The organism is Streptomyces sp. cmx-4-9, from assembly GCF_046548835.1.
Lineage (GTDB): Bacteria > Actinomycetota > Actinomycetes > Streptomycetales > Streptomycetaceae > Streptomyces.
Genome location: NZ_JAEBEE010000004.1, coordinates 129,326 through 148,255 on the forward strand (window position 1 = coordinate 129,326; position 18,930 = coordinate 148,255).

The following is an 18,930-nucleotide window of genomic DNA, read 5'->3' on the forward strand; positions in this document are numbered from 1 at the left end:
CGGCCCGGTCCGGCGCGGCCCGGTCCGGTCCGGCGCGGCGCGGCCGGGTCCGGCGCGGCCCGGTCGGGCCCGGTCCGGCGCGGTCCGGCTGGCGAAGCGGGGCGCGTGCGGTGAGGAGCCGGGCGGCGGCTACTTCCGGATCGGTGCGAAGCCCCGGTGTCAGCCAGCGCCTCGGGCGGTAGGGATCGCCAGCTCGGTGTAGGGCGCGGGAGACTCGCGGCCACCCCCGGCCGAACAGCTCGGTGTCGGGCGCGGGAGGACTCGCGGTCACCCCCGGCCGCGGTGCCGGTGCCGGTGCCGGGACGATGGGATGGGCGGGCTGTGATGTCCGGCGTTCCGCGCCGCGGCACAGCGCGCCAGCGGCTGCGGTAGCGGTCCCTACCGGCCCGGCGGACGTGTCGCGTTGCCCCCGGCGGCTGGGTGTCCTGCCCCCTGGTCGAAGAGGGCCGAGGGAGGTTGATCGCTTCGGGAGTCCCGGCGCGCGCTGCCCTCGCGGGTCGCGGCCCGAGCCGCCGCCCCGACGGGGCGACGCGGTCGGAGCGGGGACCCGGCCCTCCGCGCACCCGCCGCCCTCCCGCTTGGCCGCGCCCGCTCGCGCGCTTGCTTGGCCGCGCGCCTGCCTGGCCGCGCCTGCAGCCCGCTCGCGCGCTTGCCCGCCCTCCCGCTCGGCCGCGCCCGCTTGCCTGCTTGGCCGTGTGCCTGTCCGGCCACGCCTGCAGCCCGCTCGCGCGCTTGCTCGGCCGCTCGCCCGGCCGTCCGCCTGTCGGCCGCGTTCGACTGCCCACCCGCCTGCCCGGCCGGGCTCGCTTGCCCGGCCGCTCGCTTGCCCGCCGGTTCGCGCCTGCAGCCCGGCCGCGCGCCGGCCCGCCTGTCCGCCTGCCCGCACGCTGTCCTTCTGCCCGGCCGCGCGCCTGCCTGTTCGCTTGCCGCCGCGTCCTCCTGCCCGCCCGCCTGGCTACAGCCCGCCCGCCCGCCCGGCTGCCCACCGGTCGCATGCCCGGCCCCGCGCCGCCGCCCGAGCGCGGCGCGGCCGTTCGGCTCGCGGGCGCGGCGTTAGAGGCGGATGGTCAGGCGGGGGAGTAGGTCCAGGTGCTGGCGGGGGGCTTCGTCGGACGGGAGGGTTGGTGGTGAGGCGGTCAGGCGGTCCAGGAGGAGGGCTGCCGCACGGGCGCCGACCTCGTGCTTGGCCGGCGCCACCGCCGACAGCGGGACGTCCGCCATCCCGGCGACCTCGTCGTCGTACGTGATCACGGCCAGGTCCTCCGGCACCCGGACGCCGCGCGCCTGGAGGCGGGGGATCAGCATGATCGCGTCGGTGTCGCTGTGGATCAGGGCGGCGGTCACGCCGCCCGTCGTCACCGCGTCGCACAGGTAGTCCAGGGTCCGGGCGAACGCCTCCGCGTCCGACAGCGGTCCGGCGTCGGCCGGTGGCCACGGGGGCGCCGGTTCCAAAGCGAGGGCGGCGACGGCGGCCTCGTAACCCGCCCGCAGTCGCGCCGTGGTCGGGGTGGTCCGGCTGGCCAGGGCGACCCGGCGGTGGCCCGCCTCCTTCAGGTGCTGCACGGCCCGGGCGGCGCCGTAGGCGTGGTCGGAGGAGACGCGGTCCAGGGCCGCGGCGGGGTGTCCCGGCGGGGCCCAGCGTTCCACCAAGACCGTCGGAACGGGGAGTTCGGCCGTCCATGCCCCCTCGTCCGGGCCGGGCGACCCGGCCTCCCAGTTCGGGGTCAGCAGCAGGCCGTGCGCCCCCGTCGACAGCAGCCGGTCGGCCTGGGTCCGGTCCTCGCCCGGCAGGTAGCGGGTCAGCCCCACCCGCAGGCGGGCTCCGCGCGCCTCCACCGCCTCGCGGGCTCCGCGGACGACATCGGCGTAGTAATACTCGGTGGTCGGCACCACCATGCCGACCACCAGCCCCTCGCCACCGCTGCCCGCCGCCCCCGCACGGCCGGCTCCCGAGTGCGTGAGGGCGGCCGAGCCGGCCGGACCGGCCGCGCCGAGGGAGCCGGAGGAGCCGGGGAGTGCCGCGGAACCGGCGGATCCTGTCAGGCCGGGGCCCGGGGAGCGTTCCGTCGCCGCCCGGCTGATCACCCCGTGCATGCGCTGGATCTCGCCCCGCGCCGCCATCGCCTCGATGTCCCTGCGCAAGGTGACCGGTGAGACGCCGAGCTCCCGGGCCAGGTCCGCCACGCGGATGCTGCCCCGCTCCCGGACGAGAGCGAGCACCTGCGCCTGACGCTGGTCTACGTGTGGTCTCAAGGGATCCCCCTGCGGTCTGCGCGCCGTCTGCCGGTGGTGTGGTGGGTGGGGCGGTGAGAGCGTACGACGGCTCCAGGCGGAAGCCGTACCGCCGTCATCCCTGACCGTGGCCGACCTCCGGCATCCGGCATCCAACATCTGTCATCCGCCGGCCGTGACTGTCATCCGCCGTCTGTGCGTCCATCGTCCGTCGTCCGTCGTCCGTCGTCCGTCGTCCGTCGTCCGTCGTCCGTCGTCCGTCAGCATAGGCTGTCGAAACGATCGATTCGATCGATTTCGATCAACTGGTCATTGACGATGCCGTCACGGCGTTCATATATTCGGCGGAGTCCGCATCCCGCAGCATCACGACCGACCTCTCCCGGGAGTCAGCGCATGCTCACGCACGATCAGGACGCATTCCGGCGAGCAGACCGCCCCCACCGCATCGTCTCGGGCGCCCTGCACTACTTCCGGGTCCACCCGGACCTGTGGGAGGACCGGCTCAGGCGGCTGCGCGCTCTCGGTGCCAACACCGTGGACACCTATGTCCCCTGGAACTTCCACGAGACCGCCCCCGGCAAAGCCGACTTCACCGGCTGGCGCGACCTCGGCCGCTTCCTGCGCACCGCCCAGAGCCTCGGCCTCGACGCCGTCGTCCGCCCCGGCCCGTACATCTGCGCCGAGTGGGACTTCGGTGGCCTGCCCGCCCGCCTCCTGGCGGTCGACGGGCTCCAGCTGCGCTGCTCCGACCCGCGGTTCCAGGCCGAGGTGGACGGCTGGTTCGACCTCGTCGTGCCCGAACTGCTCCCGCTGCTCGCCGGCCGCGGCGGCCCCGTGGTGGCCGTGCAGATCGAGAACGAGTACGGCTCCTACGGCAACGACAGCCGCTACCGGGCCCACATCGAGCAGGCCCTGACCGAACGCGGCGTGGACTGCCTCCTGTTCACCGCCGACGGCCCCGAGGACGCCATGCTCCAAGGGGGGACGGTCCCCGGCCGCCTCGCCACCGCCACCTTCGGTGCCCGACCGGCCGAACGCCTCAAGGTCCTGCGCCGCTACCAGCAGACCGGTCCGCTGGCCGCGATGGAATTCTGGATCGGCTGGTTCGACCACTGGGGCGAGGACCACCACGTCCGCGCGGTCGAGGAGGCCGCCGCATCACTCGACGAACTCCTTGCCACCGGCGCCTCCGTCAACCTGTACATGGCCCACGGCGGCACCAACTTCGGTTTCTGGGCGGGCGCCAACCACACCGGATCCCGTCCCGGCGAAGCCGGCTACGAACCCACCGTCACCAGCTACGACTACGACGCCCCCATCGGTGAGGCCGGCGAACTCACCCCCAAGTTCCACGCCTTCCGGGAGGTCATCGGCAAGTACGTGCCGCTGCCCGACGCGCCGCTGCCCGAACCGCTGCCCCGGATCATCCCCGCGCTCGCCGTCCCCGCAGGCACCGTCCCGCTCCTGGCCGCCCTCGACCGGCTCGGCGGCCCCCCGGTGCTACGGGCGGCCCCCGAGTCCATGGAGCGGCTCGGTCAGAGCCACGGGCTGATCCACTACCGCACCACCGTCACCGGCCCGCGTCCCGCCATGCCCGTCCGGATCGACGGTTTGGGAGACCGCGCGTACGTCTTCGCCGACGGGGTTCCGCTCGGCGTCCTCGACCGCAACGCGCCCGACGAGGGGCTCGACCTGGCCGTCGCGGAGGACGGGGTGGTCCTCGACGTCCTCGTCCGCGCCCAGGGCCGGGTCAACTACGGGCCCCTCCTCGACGACCGCAAAGGCATCTGGCGCGGGGTGCGCCACGGCCACCAGCACCTGTTCGAGTGGGAGATCCGGCCGCTGCCGCTCACGGACCTCACCGGACTCACGGGCCCGACAGGCCTCACAGCCCCCGCATACGCGCCCCACGACGCGTCCGAGGACCCGACCCGCGACGCCAGGCCCTCCGCCGCGCACGGCGCCGGGCACGGGCACCAGACCACCCCCAGCACCCTCGCCATCCCCGCCACCCCCGCCACCCCCGCCTTCCACCGCTTCACCCACGAGCCCGCGCACGCCCCCGCCGACGGCTTCGTCGACGTGTCCGACTGGGGCACCGGGCTGGTCTGGCTCAACGGCTTCCTCCTCGGCCACTACGACACGCCGCGCGGCCCGCAGCGCACCCTCTACGCCCCCGGACCGCTCTGGCGGACCGGCGGAAACGAGATCATCGTCCTGGAGCTGGAACGCCCCGGCACCCGACTGCCGCTGCAGGACCAGCCCGACCTCGGCCGCCCCACGGTCGTCACCCTCCAGTGAGAGAGCCCCGCACGTGAAGCGCACGAGCACCCGTCTCGCCGACGGCCGCGAGATCCTCTACTACGACACGCACGACGGTGCGGACCGCACCGCCCCCGACACCCGGCCACTCGACCCGGCCGGCGCCGCCACCCGCTCCGAGGTGCGCCGCGATCCGCTGCTCGGTGACGCCGTCGTCATCGCCTCGCACCGCCAGAGCCGCACCTACCACCCGCCCGCCGACGCCTGCCCGCTGTGCCCGTCCACCCAGGGCCGCGCGAGCGAGATCCCGGCCGCCGACTACGAAGTGGCCGTCTTCGAGAACCGGTTCCCCTCCCTCGGCGGCGGCGCCGGCCGCTGCGAGGTCATCTGCTTCACTCCCGACCACCGCACCTCCTTCGCCGAACTCGACGAGGAGCGCGCCGCGCTGGTACTGGACGCCTGGATCGACCGCACCGCCGCACTCTCCGCCCGCGAGGACGTGCGGCAGGTCTACTGCTTCGAGAACCGGGGCGCCGAGATCGGCGTCACCCTCGCCCACCCGCACGGGCAGATCTACGCCTTCCCCTTCGTGACCCCGCGCACCGCCCGGATGCTCGCCACCGTCGCGGCCCACCGCGAGCGCACCGGCGGCAACCTCTTCGAGGAGGTGCTCGCCGGCGAACGGGCCGAAGGCACCCGCGTGGTCCTGGAGGGGGAGCACTGGACCGCCTTCGTGCCGTACGCCGCGCGCTGGCCGTACGAGGTGCACCTGTACCCCCGTGTGCGGGTGCCCGACCTGCCCGCGCTGGGCGGGGCCGCCCGTGCCGAGTTCCCCCGCCTGTACCTGGAGCTGCTGCGGCGCTTCGACCGGCTCTTCGACCGCCCCGAGCCGACCCCGTACGTGTCCGCCTGGCACCAGGCTCCCGTGGACGGGGCCGGGCGCGATGACTTCGCCCTCCACCTCGAACTGTTCACCGTCCGCCGCACCGCCGACAAGCTGAAGTACCTCGCCGGGACCGAATCAGGGATGGAAGCCTTCATGAACGACGTCCGGCCCGAGGACGCCGCCGCCCGGCTGCGTGAGGCGGGAAACCAGTGGTGATCGCGGCGGCGCACGCCTTCCGGGACCTGTACGGGTACGAGCCCGAAGGGGTCTGGACGGCCCCCGGCCGGGTCAACCTGATCGGCGAGCACACCGATTACAACGACGGCTTCGTGCTGCCCTTCGCGCTGCCGCAGCGGACCGCGGTGGCCGCCGCCCGGCGCGCCGACCGGACCCTCAGGCTGCACTCCGCCGACGTCCCCTCCGGCCCGGTGGTCCTGGACCTCGCCGGCCTGGACCCGGCGCACGCCCCGCACGGCGACGACGGCTGGGCCGCGTACCCGGCCGGCGTGGCGTGGGCCCTGCTGGACGCCGGCCTCCCCGTCGGGGGAGCCGATCTGCACATCGGCTCCGACGTGCCGACGGGAGCGGGCCTGTCCTCCTCCGCCGCCCTGGAGGTCGCCACGGCCCTGGCCCTCACCGAGCTGTACGAGATGCCGCTCACCCGGCCCGAACTGGCCGCGCTGGCCCGGCGCGCCGAGAACGCGTACGTCGGCGTCCCCTGCGGGGTCATGGACCAGATGGCATCGGCCTGCGCCATCGAAGGGCGCGCGCTCCACCTGGACACCCGCACCCTGGAGCAGCGCCACCTCCCCTTCGACTGTGCGGCGGCCGGACTGCGCCTGCTGGTCATCGACACGCGGGTCAAGCACGCCCTCGCCGACGGGGCCTACGCCCGCCGCAGGTCGGACTGCCACCAGGCTGCCGCAGCCCTCGGACTGACCGCCCTGCGCGACCTCCCGCACACGGAACTCGACAAGGCGCTCGGCCGCCTCGACGACCCGGTCCTGCGCCGGCGGGTCCGGCACGTCGTCACCGAGAACGAACGGGTCGCCCGGGTCGGGGAGCTCCTGCGGGCGGGACGGCTGCGCGAGACGGGCCCGCTGCTCACCGAGGGGCACGTCTCCCTGCGCGACGACTACGAGGTGTCCTGCCCGGAGCTCGACCTGGCGGTGGCCACGGCGCAGGCGGCGGGCGCCTACGGCTCCCGGATGACGGGCGGCGGTTTCGGGGGCTCGGCTCTGGCCCTCATCGACGCGGACGCGGAAGCCGAGGTGACCCGCGCGGTCAGGGCGGCCTTCCGCGCGGCCGGCCACCTCCCCCCGCACATCACGGCGGCGGCGCCGGCGGCCGGAGCGGGCCGGCTGCTCTGAACGGACACGGCGCGGCGGACGGCCGTGCGGCGGGCAGGACCCGGCGCCCCCCGCCTGCACGGCCGAGGAGGGTTGCGCCCTCCCCTGCACGGCCGAGGAGGGTTGAGTCCTCGGCCGGGCCCCGCCGGCCTCTTCTAGACTGGCGCGAAGACCGGTCCGGCGTCGTACGAGTGCGGAGGCGTGCAGCACATGCGTTATCTCTCCCTGGGCAGTTCAGGTCTACAGGTCTCCGCGGTCGGGCTCGGCTGCAACAACTTCGGCGGCCGGCTCGACGCCCGGGCCACCCGCGAGGTCGTGGACGCGGCGCTCGACGCGGGCATCACCCTCCTCGACACCGCCGACATCTATGGCGGCCGCGGGGGCTCCGAGCGGCACCTCGGCCAGGCCCTCAAGGGCCGCCGGGACCAGGTGGTCCTCGCCACCAAGTTCGGCTTCACCGGCATGGACATGGAGTACGGGCCCGCAGCCGGGTCACGCGGGGGCCGTGCATACGTCCGGCGGGCCGTCGAAGAGTCCCTGCGCCGCCTGGAGACCGACCACATCGACCTCTACCAGCTGCACAGCCCCGACCCGGCCACCCCCGTCGCCGAGACCCTGGCCGCCCTCACCGAACTCGTCACCGAGGGCAAGATCCGCTACATCGGCCACTCGAACTTCACCGGCTGGCAGCTGGCCGAGGCCGCCCACCTCGCCCGCGAGACGGGCTCGGTGCCCTTCGTGTCGGCGCAGAACCAGTGGTCGCTGCTGGAGCGCGGAGCCGAACGCGAACTGGTCCCGGCGGCCCTGCACTACGGCGTCGGCGTGCTCCCCTACTTCCCCCTCGCCAACGGCCTGCTCACCGGCAAGATCCGCCGCGGCGCGCCCGTCCCGCCCGGCTCCCGTCTCGAAGGCCGCGACGCCTACCTCACCGAGGAGCGGCTCGACGTGGTCGAAGCCCTGGCCGCGCTCGCCGACACGTCCGGCCGCAGCGTCCTCGAACTGGCCATCGGCTGGCTCTCCGCACAGCCCGGCTGCTCCTCCGTCATCGCGGGGGCGACCTCGGCCGATCAGGTGCGGGCCAACGCGGCCGCCGCCGACCGCCCCCTGGACGCGGACCTGCTCGCCGCGATCGACGCCATCGCCCCGGTCGTGCCCGCATGACCGACCCCCGTACGACCGACCCCCGCATGACCGGCCCCCGTACGACCGACGGCCGCGGAACCGGCTCCCGTACGGCTGATGCCCGCGATCCCCGTACGACCGACGCCCGTACGGCCGACGCCCGCGATCCCCGCGCGGACGACGCTCGTACGGCCGATCCCCGCGCGGGCGGTGCCGACGCGGACGCCGCTGTGCTGCGCTGTGCGCTGATCGACGACTTCCAGGGCGCCGCCGCCACCGCCGCAGACTGGTCCGCCCTCGCCGGGCGGGTCGAGGTGGTGAGCTTCGCCGAGCACACCGACGACGAGGACGAACTCGTCGCCCGACTGGCCGGCTTCGACATCGTCGTCACCCTGCGCGAACGCGTCCCCTTCCCGGCCTCGCTTCTCGACCGGCTGCCCCGCCTGCGCCTGCTCATCGCCTCCGGCATGCGGAACTCGGTCATCGACTACGCCGCCGCCGAGCGGAACGGCGTCACCGTGTGCGGCACTGCCAGTTCCTCCACTCCGCCCGTCGAGCTGACCTGGGCCCTCCTGCTGGGCCTGGCCCGCGGCATCGTCACCGAGCACACCGCGCTGCGTGAGGGCGGTCCCTGGCAGCAGAGCGTCGGCGCCGACCTCCACGGCCGCCGGCTCGGGCTCCTCGGCCTCGGCAAGATCGGCAGCCGAGTCGCGGCCGTCGGCCTCGCCTTCGGCATGGACGTGGCGGCCTGGAGCCCGAACCTCACCGAGGAGCGGTGCGCCCAGGCGGGTGTCCGGCGCGCCGCATCCAAGGAGGAACTCCTCGCGGACAGCGACTTCGTCTCGGTGCACCTCGCGCTCGGTGAGCGCAGCCGCGGCCTGATCGGCTCCGCGGAACTGGCTCTCATGCAGCCGACGGCCTATCTGGTCAACACCTCCCGGGCCGCGATCGTCGACCAGGACGCCCTGCTCAAGGCCCTGCACACCGGCGCCATCGCAGGCGCCGGCATCGACGTCTTCGACGTCGAGCCGCTGCCGCCCGGGCATCCGGTGCGGACCGCGCCGCGCCTGCTGGCCACGCCCCACCTGGGCTACGTCACGCGCGCCAACTACGCCACGTACTACGGCCATGCCGTCGAGGACATCCAGGCCTTCCTCGACGGCTCACCGGTGCGCGTGCTCCCGTAGCCCGCCGGACCGGCCGCCGGCGCAGCCGCGGCCTGCGGGGGCCCGGTTCCCGGCAGGGCCCCCCTCAGGACACGATGTCCTTGCGGGAGAACCCGCGGAAGGCGAGCGCGAACAGCACCAGCGCGTAGGACACCGACACCGCCGCCCCCTTGACCATCCCGCCCCACTCCAGCTGGGGCTGCAAGGCGTCCGCCCAGGCGAACTGCCAGTGCGCGGGCAGGAACTCGCGCCAGGACCCGAGAGCGGTCACCGCGTCCAGGACGTTGCCGACGATGGTCAGGCCGACCGCACCGCCGACCGCGCCCAGCGGTGCGTCCGTGCGCGTCGAGAGCCAGAACGCCAGCCCGGCGGTGACCAGCTGCGACACGAAGACGAAGGCGACCGCGAGGGCCAGCCTCGGCACCGTGTCCGCGGCGGCGAGGGCGCCGCCCGCCGGGAGCTTCAGCGGGCCCCAGCCGTACGCGGCCGTCCCCACCGCCAGTGCCACCACCGGCAGCAGCACCATGGCCGCCAGGCTGAAGCCCAGCGCCACCACCAGCTTGCTCCACAGCAGCCGGGCCCGCGGCACCGGCGAGGCGAGCAGGTACCGCAGCGAGGACCAGCTGGCCTCCGAGGCCACCGTGTCCCCGCAGAACAGGGCCACCGGTACCACCAGCAGGAAACCGGCCGACACGAACAGGCACGTTGCGGCGAAGTTCGCGCCGGAGGCCGTGGCCGTGTCCACGAGGGTGATCCGGCCGTTCCCGCCGCCCCGGCTGCCGGGCCCGCCGCCCACCGCGAACGCGATCATCAGGATGACGGGCAGCGCGGCGAGCACGCCGCCCATCACCAGCGTCCGCCGCCGGCGCCACTGCCGCAGCGCCTCCACCCGCAGCGGCAGCGTGCGGTTCGCCCGGTAGCCCGGGGCCACCTCCTGTACGGCGCTCACGCCGAACCTCCGATCAGGGTGAGGAACGCGTCCTCCAGCCGGCGGTGCGGCCCCACTCCGGTCACCGGCACCTCCAGCCGTACGAGTTCGGCGATCAGCCCGGCGGCCGTCGCCCCTTCGAGCCTTACGAGCAGCCCGTCCTCCGAGGCCACCACGCCGCCCACGCCTTCCAGCGCCGCGACCTTCTCGACGCCGACCTCGTCCACCGGCTCGGCCACCGTCACCAGCAGCGTGTCCCCGCCGCCGGTGATCTCGGCGACCTCGCCCGCCTGCACGAGCCGGCCGCGGTCCATGACCACCAGGTGCGTGCAGGACTGCTCCACCTCCGACAGCAGGTGGCTGGAGACGATGACCGTCCGCCCGCCCGCCGCGTAGCGGATCATCACCTCGCGCATCTCCCGGATCTGCGGCGGGTCCAGACCGTTCGTCGGCTCGTCGAGGATCAGCAGGTCCGGCATGCCGAGCATGGCCTGCGCGATCGCGAGCCGCTGCCGCATACCCTGCGAGTACGTGCGCACCGCGCGCTCCAACGCATCGCCGAGCCCGGCGATCTCCAGGGCCTGCGCCATCTGCGCATCCTCGGCGGGCCTGCCGGTGGCCTGCCAGTACAGCTCCAGATTGGCCCGGCCCGTCAGGTGCGGCAGGAAGCCGGCGCCCTCCACGAAGGCCCCGACCCGGGACAGGACCGGGGCGCCGGCCCGCACGGCGTGGCCGAACACCCGGATCTCCCCGGCGTCCGGCGAGATCAGCCCCATCAGCATCCGCAGCGTGGTGGTCTTGCCGGCGCCGTTGGGCCCGAGCAGCCCCAGCACCTGTCCCTTCTCCACCCGGAACGACAGGTCCCGCACCGCGTACCGGTCCTGGGCCTTCGCGTACCGCTTGGTCAGGCCCGTGATCTCCAGCGGTACCTCGGCCAGGGCGGGATCCGGCTGCGCCGGCCCGCCACGCGCCCCGGACCCGGACCCCGTCCCGGTCCTGCGGATTCCGAGCAGCGCGGCGGCCAGCAGCGCGGCGCCCAGCGGCAGCCACCAGACCCAGGCCGGCAGCCCGGTGGAGGCGGTCCGCACGCCGTCGGCGACGGGCACGGCCAGCGGACCCTGCGCCGAGACCGTGTACGCGGCCGGGGCGGCCGGGCTCGCGTAGCCGAGGTCGGTCGCGGCGACGACCAGCCGCAGCCGGTGACCGGCCTCCACGGCATGGTCGATGGCGGGCAGCCTGACCTCGACGTTCCGGCCCTGCCGGGCGTCCTCCACGCGCAGGGGCGCGACCAGCTGATGCGGCAGGACCTGCTGGCGCCCGTCGGGTCCGACGTCGTACACCTTGCCGAACAGCACGGCGCTGCCGTCCGCAGCCGTCGACCTCACGTTCAGGGTGACGGTCGGGGCTCCGGTGATCCGCAGGTCAGCGGTCAGCGGCTCCGTCTGGAACTGCGCGTTCTGCCCCGGGAAATCCAGCGAGAGGCCCGCGCCGAGGGAGGCGAGCTGCCCGCCGAGGCCTGGCAGGGCGGACAGCGCGGGCGGCGCACCGCCCGCCGGATTGGCGAAGGTCTGCTCCCGACCCGCCAGGGCGAGCGAGCGCGCAGGGGAGGCCAGACCCGGGTAGCGCGCGCCGTCGGCCCCGCGCACCTGCACCTCGCCGTCGGTGGAGTCGATACCTCCGGAACGTGAGACGCGGAACGCCGGACCGGTGTCCGCACCGCCCTGCGCGCCCTCCTTGAGGTAGCGGTCGAACCAGGCCGTCACCCGCTCCTCGATCCGGCCCGCCTCGCGCATGCCGCCGTCGTGGCCGCCCGCCGCCCAGTCCACGGAGACCGGGGCGCCGTTCGCCGCGATGGCCTTCGCCATGGCGTCGGCCTGGTCGAGGGGGAAGAGCGAGTCGTCCTGCCCCTGGACGATCAGGGTCGGCACCTTGATCCGGTCACCGACCGCCGAAGGACTGCGCTGCTCCAGCAGGGCGCGGGCCTCGGCGTCGGGCTTCCCCGCCGTCGCCACCCGCTCGTACATCGCGCACAGCTCGGGCTGGAACCGTCCGCAGCCGGGAGCGGCCGCCGCGGCAAGGTCCTGCGCCGCGGCCGGGGCCTCCGCCTGGGCCTTCGCCTGCGGCCCCGCGGACGCGGGCCGGCCGGGCTGCATTCCGGCGGAGGAGCCGGTGGTGAAGAAGATCCCGGCCCACAGCTTCTTGAAGACGCCGCCGGGGAAGAGGGAGTCCGCCAGGTTCCAGTAGGTGATCTGCGGGGCGATCGCGTCCACCCGCGGGTCGTACCCGGCACCGAGGAGGGAGACGGCGCCCCCGTAGGAGGCCCCGGCCATGCCGACGCGCGGATCGCCCTCGGCATCGAGCCGCACCTCAGGGCGGGCCGCCAGCCAGTCGACGAGCCGGGAGACGTCCTTGACCTCGTACGCGGGGTCGTTCAGCCCGATCCTGCCCCCGGAGTGGCCGAATCCGCGCGCCGACCAGGTCAGGACGGCGTACCCGTCCCGGGCCAGCCGCTCGGCCTGGGCCCGCACGTCGTCCTTGCTGCCGCCGAAACCGTGGCCGAGGAGCACGGCGGGACGTTTCCCCGCCCCGCCCGCCGTGAAGAAGGAGGTGTCGACGGGGACCCCGGGCCCGTCCGGCCCGGGCATGGTCACCATCTGGTCCTGGCGGTGCACGGCCGGCGCGTCCTCGGAGGCGGCCGAAGCCGTCCAGGTACCGGCTCCCGCCACGACGGCGAGCGCGGCGGCGCCCGCGAGGAGGCGGTCCCGGCGGCGCCGGGGCAGTCGGAGCTTCATGGGGAAACCCTATGCGCCCGCCACCGCGGACCCGAGCGCCGCAAGGCGGACGTCCCCACCTTCCCGAGGAGTACACCGGCCCCGGCGGGTACCGCGTCCGCGGTACACGGCGGCGCCCCGTCCGCGGGTCCGACCTGCGGAGTGCGCCCCGCGGCGGGAGGATGACCGCATGCTGCTGGCCGAACTCGCACGTGTGTCCCGGGAGGTCGCCCAGACCTCCGCCCGGTCCCGCAAGACGGCGCTGCTCGCCGAACTCTTCACCGGGACGCCCCCCGAGGAGGCGGCCCTGGTGATCTCCTACCTGTCCGGGCGGCTGCCGCAGGGACGTCCCGGCATCGGCTGGCGGGCCCTCGGCCAGGAGAGCCCGCCCGCCGGCGCGCCCACCCTGACCGTCCGGGCCGTGGACGCGGCGGTCACCGAACTCGCCGCCGTCGCCGGGACCGGGGCCGGGGCGCGCCGGCTGCACATCGTCGCCGCTCTGCTCGGCGCCGCCACGGAGGCCGAGCAGGCCTTCTTGCGCAGCCTCCTGTCCGGCGAGGTCCGTCAGGGGGCGCTGGACGCCGTGGCCCTGGACGGCGTGGCCGCGGCCGCCGGGGTGCCGGCCGCGGACCTGCGCCGGGCGGTGATGCTGGACGGTTCGCTGCCCCGGGTGGGCGCGGCCGTCCTGGCGGGCGGCGCGGCGGCGCTCGGCGGATTCACCCTGCGCGTCGGACAGCCCGTCCAGCCGATGCTGGCCCACACCGCCAAGTCCGTGGGGGAGGCGCTGGCCGTCCTCGGGCCCTGCGCCGTGGAGGAGAAGCTCGACGGCATCCGGGTCCAGGTCCACCGCGAAGGGGACGAGGTACGGGTCTACACCCGCTCGCTGGACGAGATCACCGACCGGCTGCCGGAGGTGGCCGAGCTGGCCCGCTCGCTGCCGGGGGAGCGGTTCATCCTCGACGGCGAGGTCATCGGGCAGGGGCCGGACGGCAGGCCCGTGCCCTTCCAGGAGATCGCGAGCCGCGTCGGATCCCGGATCGACGTGGCGGCGGCCCGGCGGACCCTGCCCGTCCGCCCGTACTTCTTCGACGTCCTGGCCGCCGGCGACGAGGTGCTGCTGGACCGCCCGGTCGCCGACCGGTACGCCGCCCTGGCCGCCCTCGTGCCCGAGGACGCCCGGGTCCGCAGACTGCTCGTCGAGGACCCGGCGGCGCAGGCCGCCGAGGCCGAGGAGTTCTGGTCCGACACCCTGCGCCGGGGTCACGAGGGCATCGTGGCCAAGGGGCTGGGCTCCGCCTACGCGGCGGGCCGGCGCGGCAAGCACTGGCTGAAGGTGAAGCCGGTGCACACCCTCGACCTGGTGGTGCTCGCCGCCGAATGGGGCCACGGGCGGCGCACCGGACTGCTGTCCAACCTGCACCTGGGCGCCCGGACCGGCGACGGCGCGCACGCCATGCTGGGGAAGACCTTCAAGGGGCTCACCGACGAGCTGCTGCGCTGGCAGACCGCCCGGCTCCGGGAACTCGCGACCTCCGACGACGGCTTCACCGTGCGGGTGCGGCCGGAGCTCGTCGTGGAGATCGCCTACGACGGCCTCCAGCGCTCCAGCCGCTATCCGGCCGGGGTCGCCCTTCGGTTCGCGCGGGTGCTGCGGTACCGCCCGGACAAGAGCGCGGACGAAGCCGATACGGTGGAGACCGTCCTGGACCGGCGTACCGACGGATGAATTTGCCTCAGAGGCAAGGAAGATTGCCACCGGGGTAAGAATCTGGCTCAATCGGGGCATGACAACCGGTCCCACCCCCGCCGGCTCCGAAGGCGCCGACCGCCAAGGCGTCGACCGCACCGGCCCCGGCGCCGAGGAGTTGCCCACCGTCGCGCCGCAACTGCGCGCACTGCGCCGCCGCACGGGGCTCACCTTGGAGGCGGCGGCCGCCCGCGCCGGGCTCTCACCCGCGCACCTGTCCCGCCTGGAGACGGGCCGCCGGCAGCCGTCGCTGCCCCTGCTGCTGGAGCTGGCCCGCACCTACGGCACGACCGTCTCCGAGCTGCTGGGCGAGACCCCCGCCGTCGCCGACCCCATCGTACGGGCCGGCGGACCGGGCGCCCGCGAGGCCGACGGCTGGACGTACTGGCAGGCCGGCGGCTCCGGCCGCGGGATGCAGGCCCTGCGCGTCCACGTCCCGGACGGCCGCAGCCAGGGCGAGCTGGTGCGCGTACACCCCGGCGAGGAGTGGCTGTACGTGCTGAAGGGGCGGCTGCGGCTGCACCTGGGCGAGACCGAGTACCTGCTGGACCCGGGGGACAGCGCGCACTTCGACTCGCTGACCCCGCACCGGATCGGGGCGGCCGGCCCCGGCGGAGCCGACCTGCTGTTCGTCCACACCCTGCTGCAGAGCAGCCTCGCCGGGCTGTGCCTCGGCGCGACCGCCACCGGGCGCCATCCCTGAAGAGGGCCGGCCGAGGAGCCGTACCTGTGTCCCAGAAGGAGAACGACATGTCATCCGTGCCCGAGCCGTCCGTGTCCGAGCCGTCCGTGTCCGAGCCGTCCGTGTCCGAGCCGTCCGTGTCCACGTCATCCGAGGGGTCCGGCGCGGCCGGGCCCGGGCCCGCCACCACCCGGGCGCGGATCGAATCGAAGTTCCCGCGCGGTCTGGTGATCCGGCTGATCGCCTACTTGTTCGTGGGCCACCTCTTCGCCTTCTTCGTCTATCTCCTCTTCGTCCTCGGCGCCGAGAACCAGTGAGCGCGGGGGCGCCCCGACGCTCCCGGATACGCGGCTCACCGCTCTGGAAACCTGCAGGTCCTGTCGCTACCCTCCGCGCATGATTTCCACGGTTGTCTGGGGTACCGGCAACGTCGGCCGTTTGGCCATCCGCGCCGTCGAGGCCCATCCCGCGCTGAAACTCTCCGCCGTCATCGTCAACAATCCAGCCAAGGTCGGCCGCGACGCGGGCGAACTTGGCGGGCTCGACCATCCGTTGGGCATCACCGCCACGGACGACGCCGCAGCCGTACTGGCCGCCCGCCCCCAGGCCGTGGTGTACGCGGCCTCCGGGGACGTGCGGCCCGACGACGCCCTCGCCGACATCACCCGGGCCGTCCGCTCCGGTGCCGTGGTCGTCAGCCCCGCCCTCTACCCGCTCTACGACCACCGCAACGCCCCGCCGGAGTTCCGCGACCCGGTCCTCGCCGCCGTCCAGGAGGGCGGCGGCTCGCTGTTCGCCTCCGGGGTGGACCCCGGCTGGGGCAACGACGTGCTCCCGCTGCTGCTCAGCGGCCTGGGCACCACCGTGGACGTGATCCGCTGCCAGGAGATCTTCGACTACTCCACCTACGACCAGCCCGATTCCGTCCGCTACCTCGTCGGCATGGGCCAGCCCATGGACTACGAACCGATGATGCTCCTGCCCTCGGTCCCCACCATGGTGTGGGGCGGCCAGATCCGCCTGATGGCGCGCGCCCTGGGGGTGGAACTGGACGAGATACGCGAGACCCTGGACCGGCGCGCCCTCGACTCCACCGTCACCACGCGGACGATGGGCGAGTTCGAGGCCGGCACCCAGGGCGCCATCCGCTTCGAGGTGCAGGGCATCGTGGGGGGCGAACCGCGCCTCGTCATCGAGCACGTCACCCGCATCCACGCCTCCTGTGCACCGGACTGGCCGTCGCCGCCCGACGGGGGCGACGGCGCCCACCGGGTCGTCATCGAGGGCCGGCCGCGCATCGAGGTGACCGTCGAGGCCACCGACGAGGGCGAGAACCGGTCGGCGGGCGGCAACGCCACCGCCGTCGGCCGGCTGGTCGGCGCGATCGACTGGCTCGTCGAGGCGGAGCCCGGCCTCTACGACGCCCTCGACGTCCCGCTGCGTCCCGCCATCGGCAAACTCGGAAGGAAGACCTCATGAGGATCGACATTCCCGAAGGCCAGCACCCGATCGAGTACGTGTGGGGCGACATGGTCCCCGGCATCGGCATGGCCGCCGCCAACTTCTCCCTGTCGGTGTACGCCCACACCACCCTGGGCCTGCGCGAGTTCGAGGCCGCCCGGCTGCGCGTGGCGCAGATCAACGGGTGCGTCTTCTGCCTCGACTGGCGCACCGAACGCGACGGGGAGAAAGTCGAGGAGGAGTTCCCGGATGCGGTCACCGACTGGCGTACCACCACCGCCTTCGACGAGCGCACCCGGCTGGCCGCGGAGTACGCGGAGCGCTACACCCTCGACCACCACGGCCTCGACGAGGAGTTCTGGGAGCGGATGACCGCGCACTACAGCCAGCTCGAGATCGTGGAGCTGACGATGAGCATCGGGTCCTGGCTGGCCTTCGGCCGGCTCAACCACGTGCTCGGGCTGGACAGCGTCTGCATGCTGCCGGGGCACTGAACCATGGGTCCGGGGCCGTTCGGAGGATCCGATCGGCCCCGGTTCTCGTGTGCGCGCCGCGCCCTAGAGGTCAGTGGCGATGATCTTCTCGATGTTCCGTTCGGCGAGGGCCGTGATGGTGACGAACGGGTTGACGCTCGTGTTGCCGGGGATGAGCGCACCGTCGATCACGTAGAGGCCGGTGTAGCCGTGCAGCCGACCGTAGTTGTCGGTGGCCTTGTTCAGCACCGCGCCGCCGAGCGGGTGGTAGGTGAGGTGGTCGCCCCAGATCTTGTTCAGGCCGAAGAGGTCGGTCCGGTAGATCGTCCCCTCCTTCTTGTTGATCTTGTCGAAGATGGATTTGGCCATGTCGATGGACGGCTGCTTCCAGGCCGTCTGCCAGTTGAGGTCGACCTTGCCCGCCGCCGCGTTCCAGGAGAACTCGGCGCGGTTCGGGTTCTTGGTGATGGAGAGGTAGAAGGAGGCGTAGGTCTCGATGCCCGTCGGCAGCGGGGCCACCTCGGCGAAGGCGCCGCCCGCGGCCCAGTTGTCGATGCCGCCGCAGGGGATGGAGGCCTGGACCTTGCCGGTCGGGTCCCACATGTGGTTCGCCCGCCCGCACATGACGTTGCCGTTGTCGCCCCAGCCTTTGCCGATCTCGTTGTTCAGGCGGGGCAGGACGCCGGTGGCCTTCAGCCGGACGAGCAGCTTGCTGGTGCCGACGCTGCCGGCGGCGAAGAACACCCGGGTGGCCGTCACGGTCTTGGCGGCGGCGACGGTGCCGTCGGTGTTCAGCTGGTTGATGCTGACCGTGTAACCGCCGCCCGAGGCGGGGGCCACCGAGGTGACCTGGTGCAGCGCGGAGATGGTGACCTTCCCCGTGGCCTTGGCCGCCTTGATGTACGTCTGCTGCAGGGACTTCTTCCCGTGGTTGTTGCCGTACAGGATCTCGCCGTCGACCGCCGACTTGGGGACGGTCCCGGCCGCCTCCTGCTTCATGTAGTCCCAGTCGTACACGTCCGGCACGAAGACGAAGGGGAAGCCGGAGCGCTGGGCGTGCTTGCGCCCGACCCGGGCGTACTGGTAACAGTCCACGGTGTCGAACCAGACGGGGTCGATCAGGCCGACCCCGAGGCCGGCATTGGCGCGGGGGTAGTAGGTGCCGTACATCTCGTCGGCGTTCACCGACGGCAGCACCGCGCTGAAGTTCTCCCGCTTGGGCGTGACGGCCATGCCGCCGTTCACGAGCGAGCCGCCGCCCACTCCGCGGCCCTGGTAGACGATGATGCCGCCCATTTCCTCGGCGTCCAGGATGCCCGTGTACTTGGGCACGTTCTTGTCGATCGGGAACCCGAGGAAGTTGCTGAGCGGCGCCTTGGTCTTGGTGCGCAGCCAGTACGAGCGGTAGTCGGGGTTGGTGGTGTGCGCGAAGATCTTCCCGTCGCTGCCCGGGGTGTCCCAGGCCATGCCCATCTCGACCATGTGCACGTCGATTCCGGCCTGCGCCAGGCGCAGCGCCGCGACGGATCCGCCGTAGCCGGTCCCGATCACGAGGACGGGGACCCGGGCCCCGTCGTCGATCGCGGCGGTGGTGGCGGCGGCCGCCCGAGCCTGTGCCGCGGTGATCTGTCCGGCCAGGACCACGGATCCCAGGATAGAACTTGTTCTAGCAATGAATCCACGACGGGAAAGCCCATGGGAACCGTTCCTGGACACGCCATTTTCACTCATGTGACGTTCCTCACTCTCGGCTGAATGGGAACGAGTTCTACTGCTGCCTGCTTGCGAAGTCACTACATACCTCGGGGTAACTTCGTAACTTTCGGCCGATCACGTCACAGGACGTCC

14 protein-coding genes are annotated in these 18,930 nt (G+C 73.7%); 10 read left to right on the plus strand and 4 right to left on the minus strand.

The window, feature by feature from the left end; all coding sequences use genetic code 11:
• Positions 1 to 1,053: 1,053 nt before the first annotated feature.
• Positions 1,054 to 2,253: a substrate-binding domain-containing protein gene (locus tag ACLJTM_RS14340; protein ID WP_411103923.1), complete on the minus strand. Its 1,200-nt coding sequence runs from the start codon at positions 2,251 to 2,253 to the stop codon at positions 1,054 to 1,056.
• 375 nt (positions 2,254 to 2,628) lie between these two features.
• On the opposite strand from ACLJTM_RS14340, the gene ACLJTM_RS14345 reads away from it, so the two are divergent.
• From ACLJTM_RS14345 to ACLJTM_RS14365, 5 genes are all read left to right on the plus strand, one after another.
• Entirely contained in the window at positions 2,629 to 4,536 is a 1,908-nt protein-coding gene (locus tag ACLJTM_RS14345; RefSeq protein WP_411103924.1) for a glycoside hydrolase family 35 protein, read from the plus strand.
• 13 nt (positions 4,537 to 4,549) lie between these two features.
• Entirely contained in the window at positions 4,550 to 5,599 is a 1,050-nt protein-coding gene (galT, locus tag ACLJTM_RS14350) for a galactose-1-phosphate uridylyltransferase (RefSeq protein ID WP_411103925.1), read from the plus strand.
• On the plus strand, positions 5,599 to 6,753 hold the full coding sequence (gene galK, locus ACLJTM_RS14355) for a galactokinase (protein ID WP_411104310.1): 1,155 nt from the start codon (positions 5,599 to 5,601) through the stop codon (positions 6,751 to 6,753). The genes galT and galK overlap by 1 nt, the downstream gene beginning before the upstream one ends.
• Positions 6,754 to 6,942: 189 nt before the next feature.
• Positions 6,943 to 7,893: an aldo/keto reductase gene (locus ACLJTM_RS14360; RefSeq protein ID WP_411103926.1), complete on the plus strand. Its 951-nt coding sequence runs from the start codon at positions 6,943 to 6,945 to the stop codon at positions 7,891 to 7,893.
• 194 nt (positions 7,894 to 8,087) lie between these two features.
• Positions 8,088 to 9,041 carry a D-2-hydroxyacid dehydrogenase family protein gene (locus ACLJTM_RS14365; RefSeq protein WP_411104311.1) on the plus strand — a complete coding sequence of 318 codons (954 nt, stop codon included), beginning with the start codon at positions 8,088 to 8,090 and terminating at the stop codon, positions 9,039 to 9,041.
• A 64-nt stretch (positions 9,042 to 9,105) separates the two neighbouring features.
• Here the strand turns inward: ACLJTM_RS14365 and ACLJTM_RS14370 are convergent, their stop codons facing one another.
• A complete protein-coding gene (locus ACLJTM_RS14370; protein WP_411103927.1) occupies positions 9,106 to 9,969 on the minus strand; it encodes an ABC transporter permease in 864 nt (287 codons plus the stop codon).
• On the minus strand, positions 9,966 to 12,740 hold the full coding sequence (locus tag ACLJTM_RS14375) for a CocE/NonD family hydrolase (RefSeq protein WP_411103928.1): 2,775 nt from the start codon (positions 12,738 to 12,740) through the stop codon (positions 9,966 to 9,968). Before ACLJTM_RS14375 ends, ACLJTM_RS14370 begins: the two co-directional genes overlap by 4 nt.
• Positions 12,741 to 12,909: 169 nt before the next feature.
• On the opposite strand from ACLJTM_RS14375, the gene ACLJTM_RS14380 reads away from it, so the two are divergent.
• The 5 genes from ACLJTM_RS14380 (at position 12,910) to ACLJTM_RS14400 (ending at position 17,103) form a co-directional block, all read left to right on the plus strand.
• Positions 12,910 to 14,445, plus strand: a complete 1,536-nt coding sequence (locus tag ACLJTM_RS14380) for an ATP-dependent DNA ligase (RefSeq protein WP_411103929.1) — start codon at positions 12,910 to 12,912, stop codon at positions 14,443 to 14,445.
• Between the two features lie 58 nt (positions 14,446 to 14,503).
• Complete coding sequence (locus ACLJTM_RS14385; RefSeq protein ID WP_411103930.1) at positions 14,504 to 15,169, plus strand: helix-turn-helix domain-containing protein; 666 nt, start codon at positions 14,504 to 14,506, stop codon at positions 15,167 to 15,169.
• A 26-nt stretch (positions 15,170 to 15,195) separates the two neighbouring features.
• Positions 15,196 to 15,465 carry a DUF6126 family protein gene (locus ACLJTM_RS14390; RefSeq protein ID WP_411103931.1) on the plus strand — a complete coding sequence of 90 codons (270 nt, stop codon included), beginning with the start codon at positions 15,196 to 15,198 and terminating at the stop codon, positions 15,463 to 15,465.
• A gap of 79 nt (positions 15,466 to 15,544) precedes the next feature.
• A complete protein-coding gene (locus tag ACLJTM_RS14395) occupies positions 15,545 to 16,627 on the plus strand; it encodes a dihydrodipicolinate reductase (RefSeq protein WP_411103932.1) in 1,083 nt (360 codons plus the stop codon).
• Positions 16,624 to 17,103, plus strand: coding sequence for a carboxymuconolactone decarboxylase family protein (locus tag ACLJTM_RS14400; protein ID WP_411103933.1), 480 nt, complete (start codon positions 16,624 to 16,626; stop codon positions 17,101 to 17,103). Before ACLJTM_RS14395 ends, ACLJTM_RS14400 begins: the two co-directional genes overlap by 4 nt.
• 63 nt (positions 17,104 to 17,166) lie before the next feature.
• On the opposite strand, the gene ACLJTM_RS14405 is transcribed toward ACLJTM_RS14400, so the two are convergent.
• Complete coding sequence (locus tag ACLJTM_RS14405; protein ID WP_411103934.1) at positions 17,167 to 18,813, minus strand: GMC oxidoreductase; 1,647 nt, start codon at positions 18,811 to 18,813, stop codon at positions 17,167 to 17,169.
• Positions 18,814 to 18,930 lie beyond the last annotated feature (117 nt).

Coding starts and splice junctions, on each gene's coding strand:
- ACLJTM_RS14400 (WP_411103933.1), top strand. CDS start 16,624: ATGAGGATCGACATTCCCGAAGGCCAGCACCCGATCGAGTACGTGTGG.
- ACLJTM_RS14360 (WP_411103926.1), top strand. CDS start 6,943: ATGCGTTATCTCTCCCTGGGCAGTTCAGGTCTACAGGTCTCCGCGGTC.
- ACLJTM_RS14345 (WP_411103924.1), top strand. CDS start 2,629: ATGCTCACGCACGATCAGGACGCATTCCGGCGAGCAGACCGCCCCCAC.
- ACLJTM_RS14380 (WP_411103929.1), top strand. CDS start 12,910: ATGCTGCTGGCCGAACTCGCACGTGTGTCCCGGGAGGTCGCCCAGACC.
- ACLJTM_RS14385 (WP_411103930.1), top strand. CDS start 14,504: ATGACAACCGGTCCCACCCCCGCCGGCTCCGAAGGCGCCGACCGCCAA.
- ACLJTM_RS14405 (WP_411103934.1), bottom strand. CDS start 18,813: ATGAGTGAAAATGGCGTGTCCAGGAACGGTTCCCATGGGCTTTCCCGT.
- ACLJTM_RS14395 (WP_411103932.1), top strand. CDS start 15,545: ATGATTTCCACGGTTGTCTGGGGTACCGGCAACGTCGGCCGTTTGGCC.
- ACLJTM_RS14375 (WP_411103928.1), bottom strand. CDS start 12,740: ATGAAGCTCCGACTGCCCCGGCGCCGCCGGGACCGCCTCCTCGCGGGC.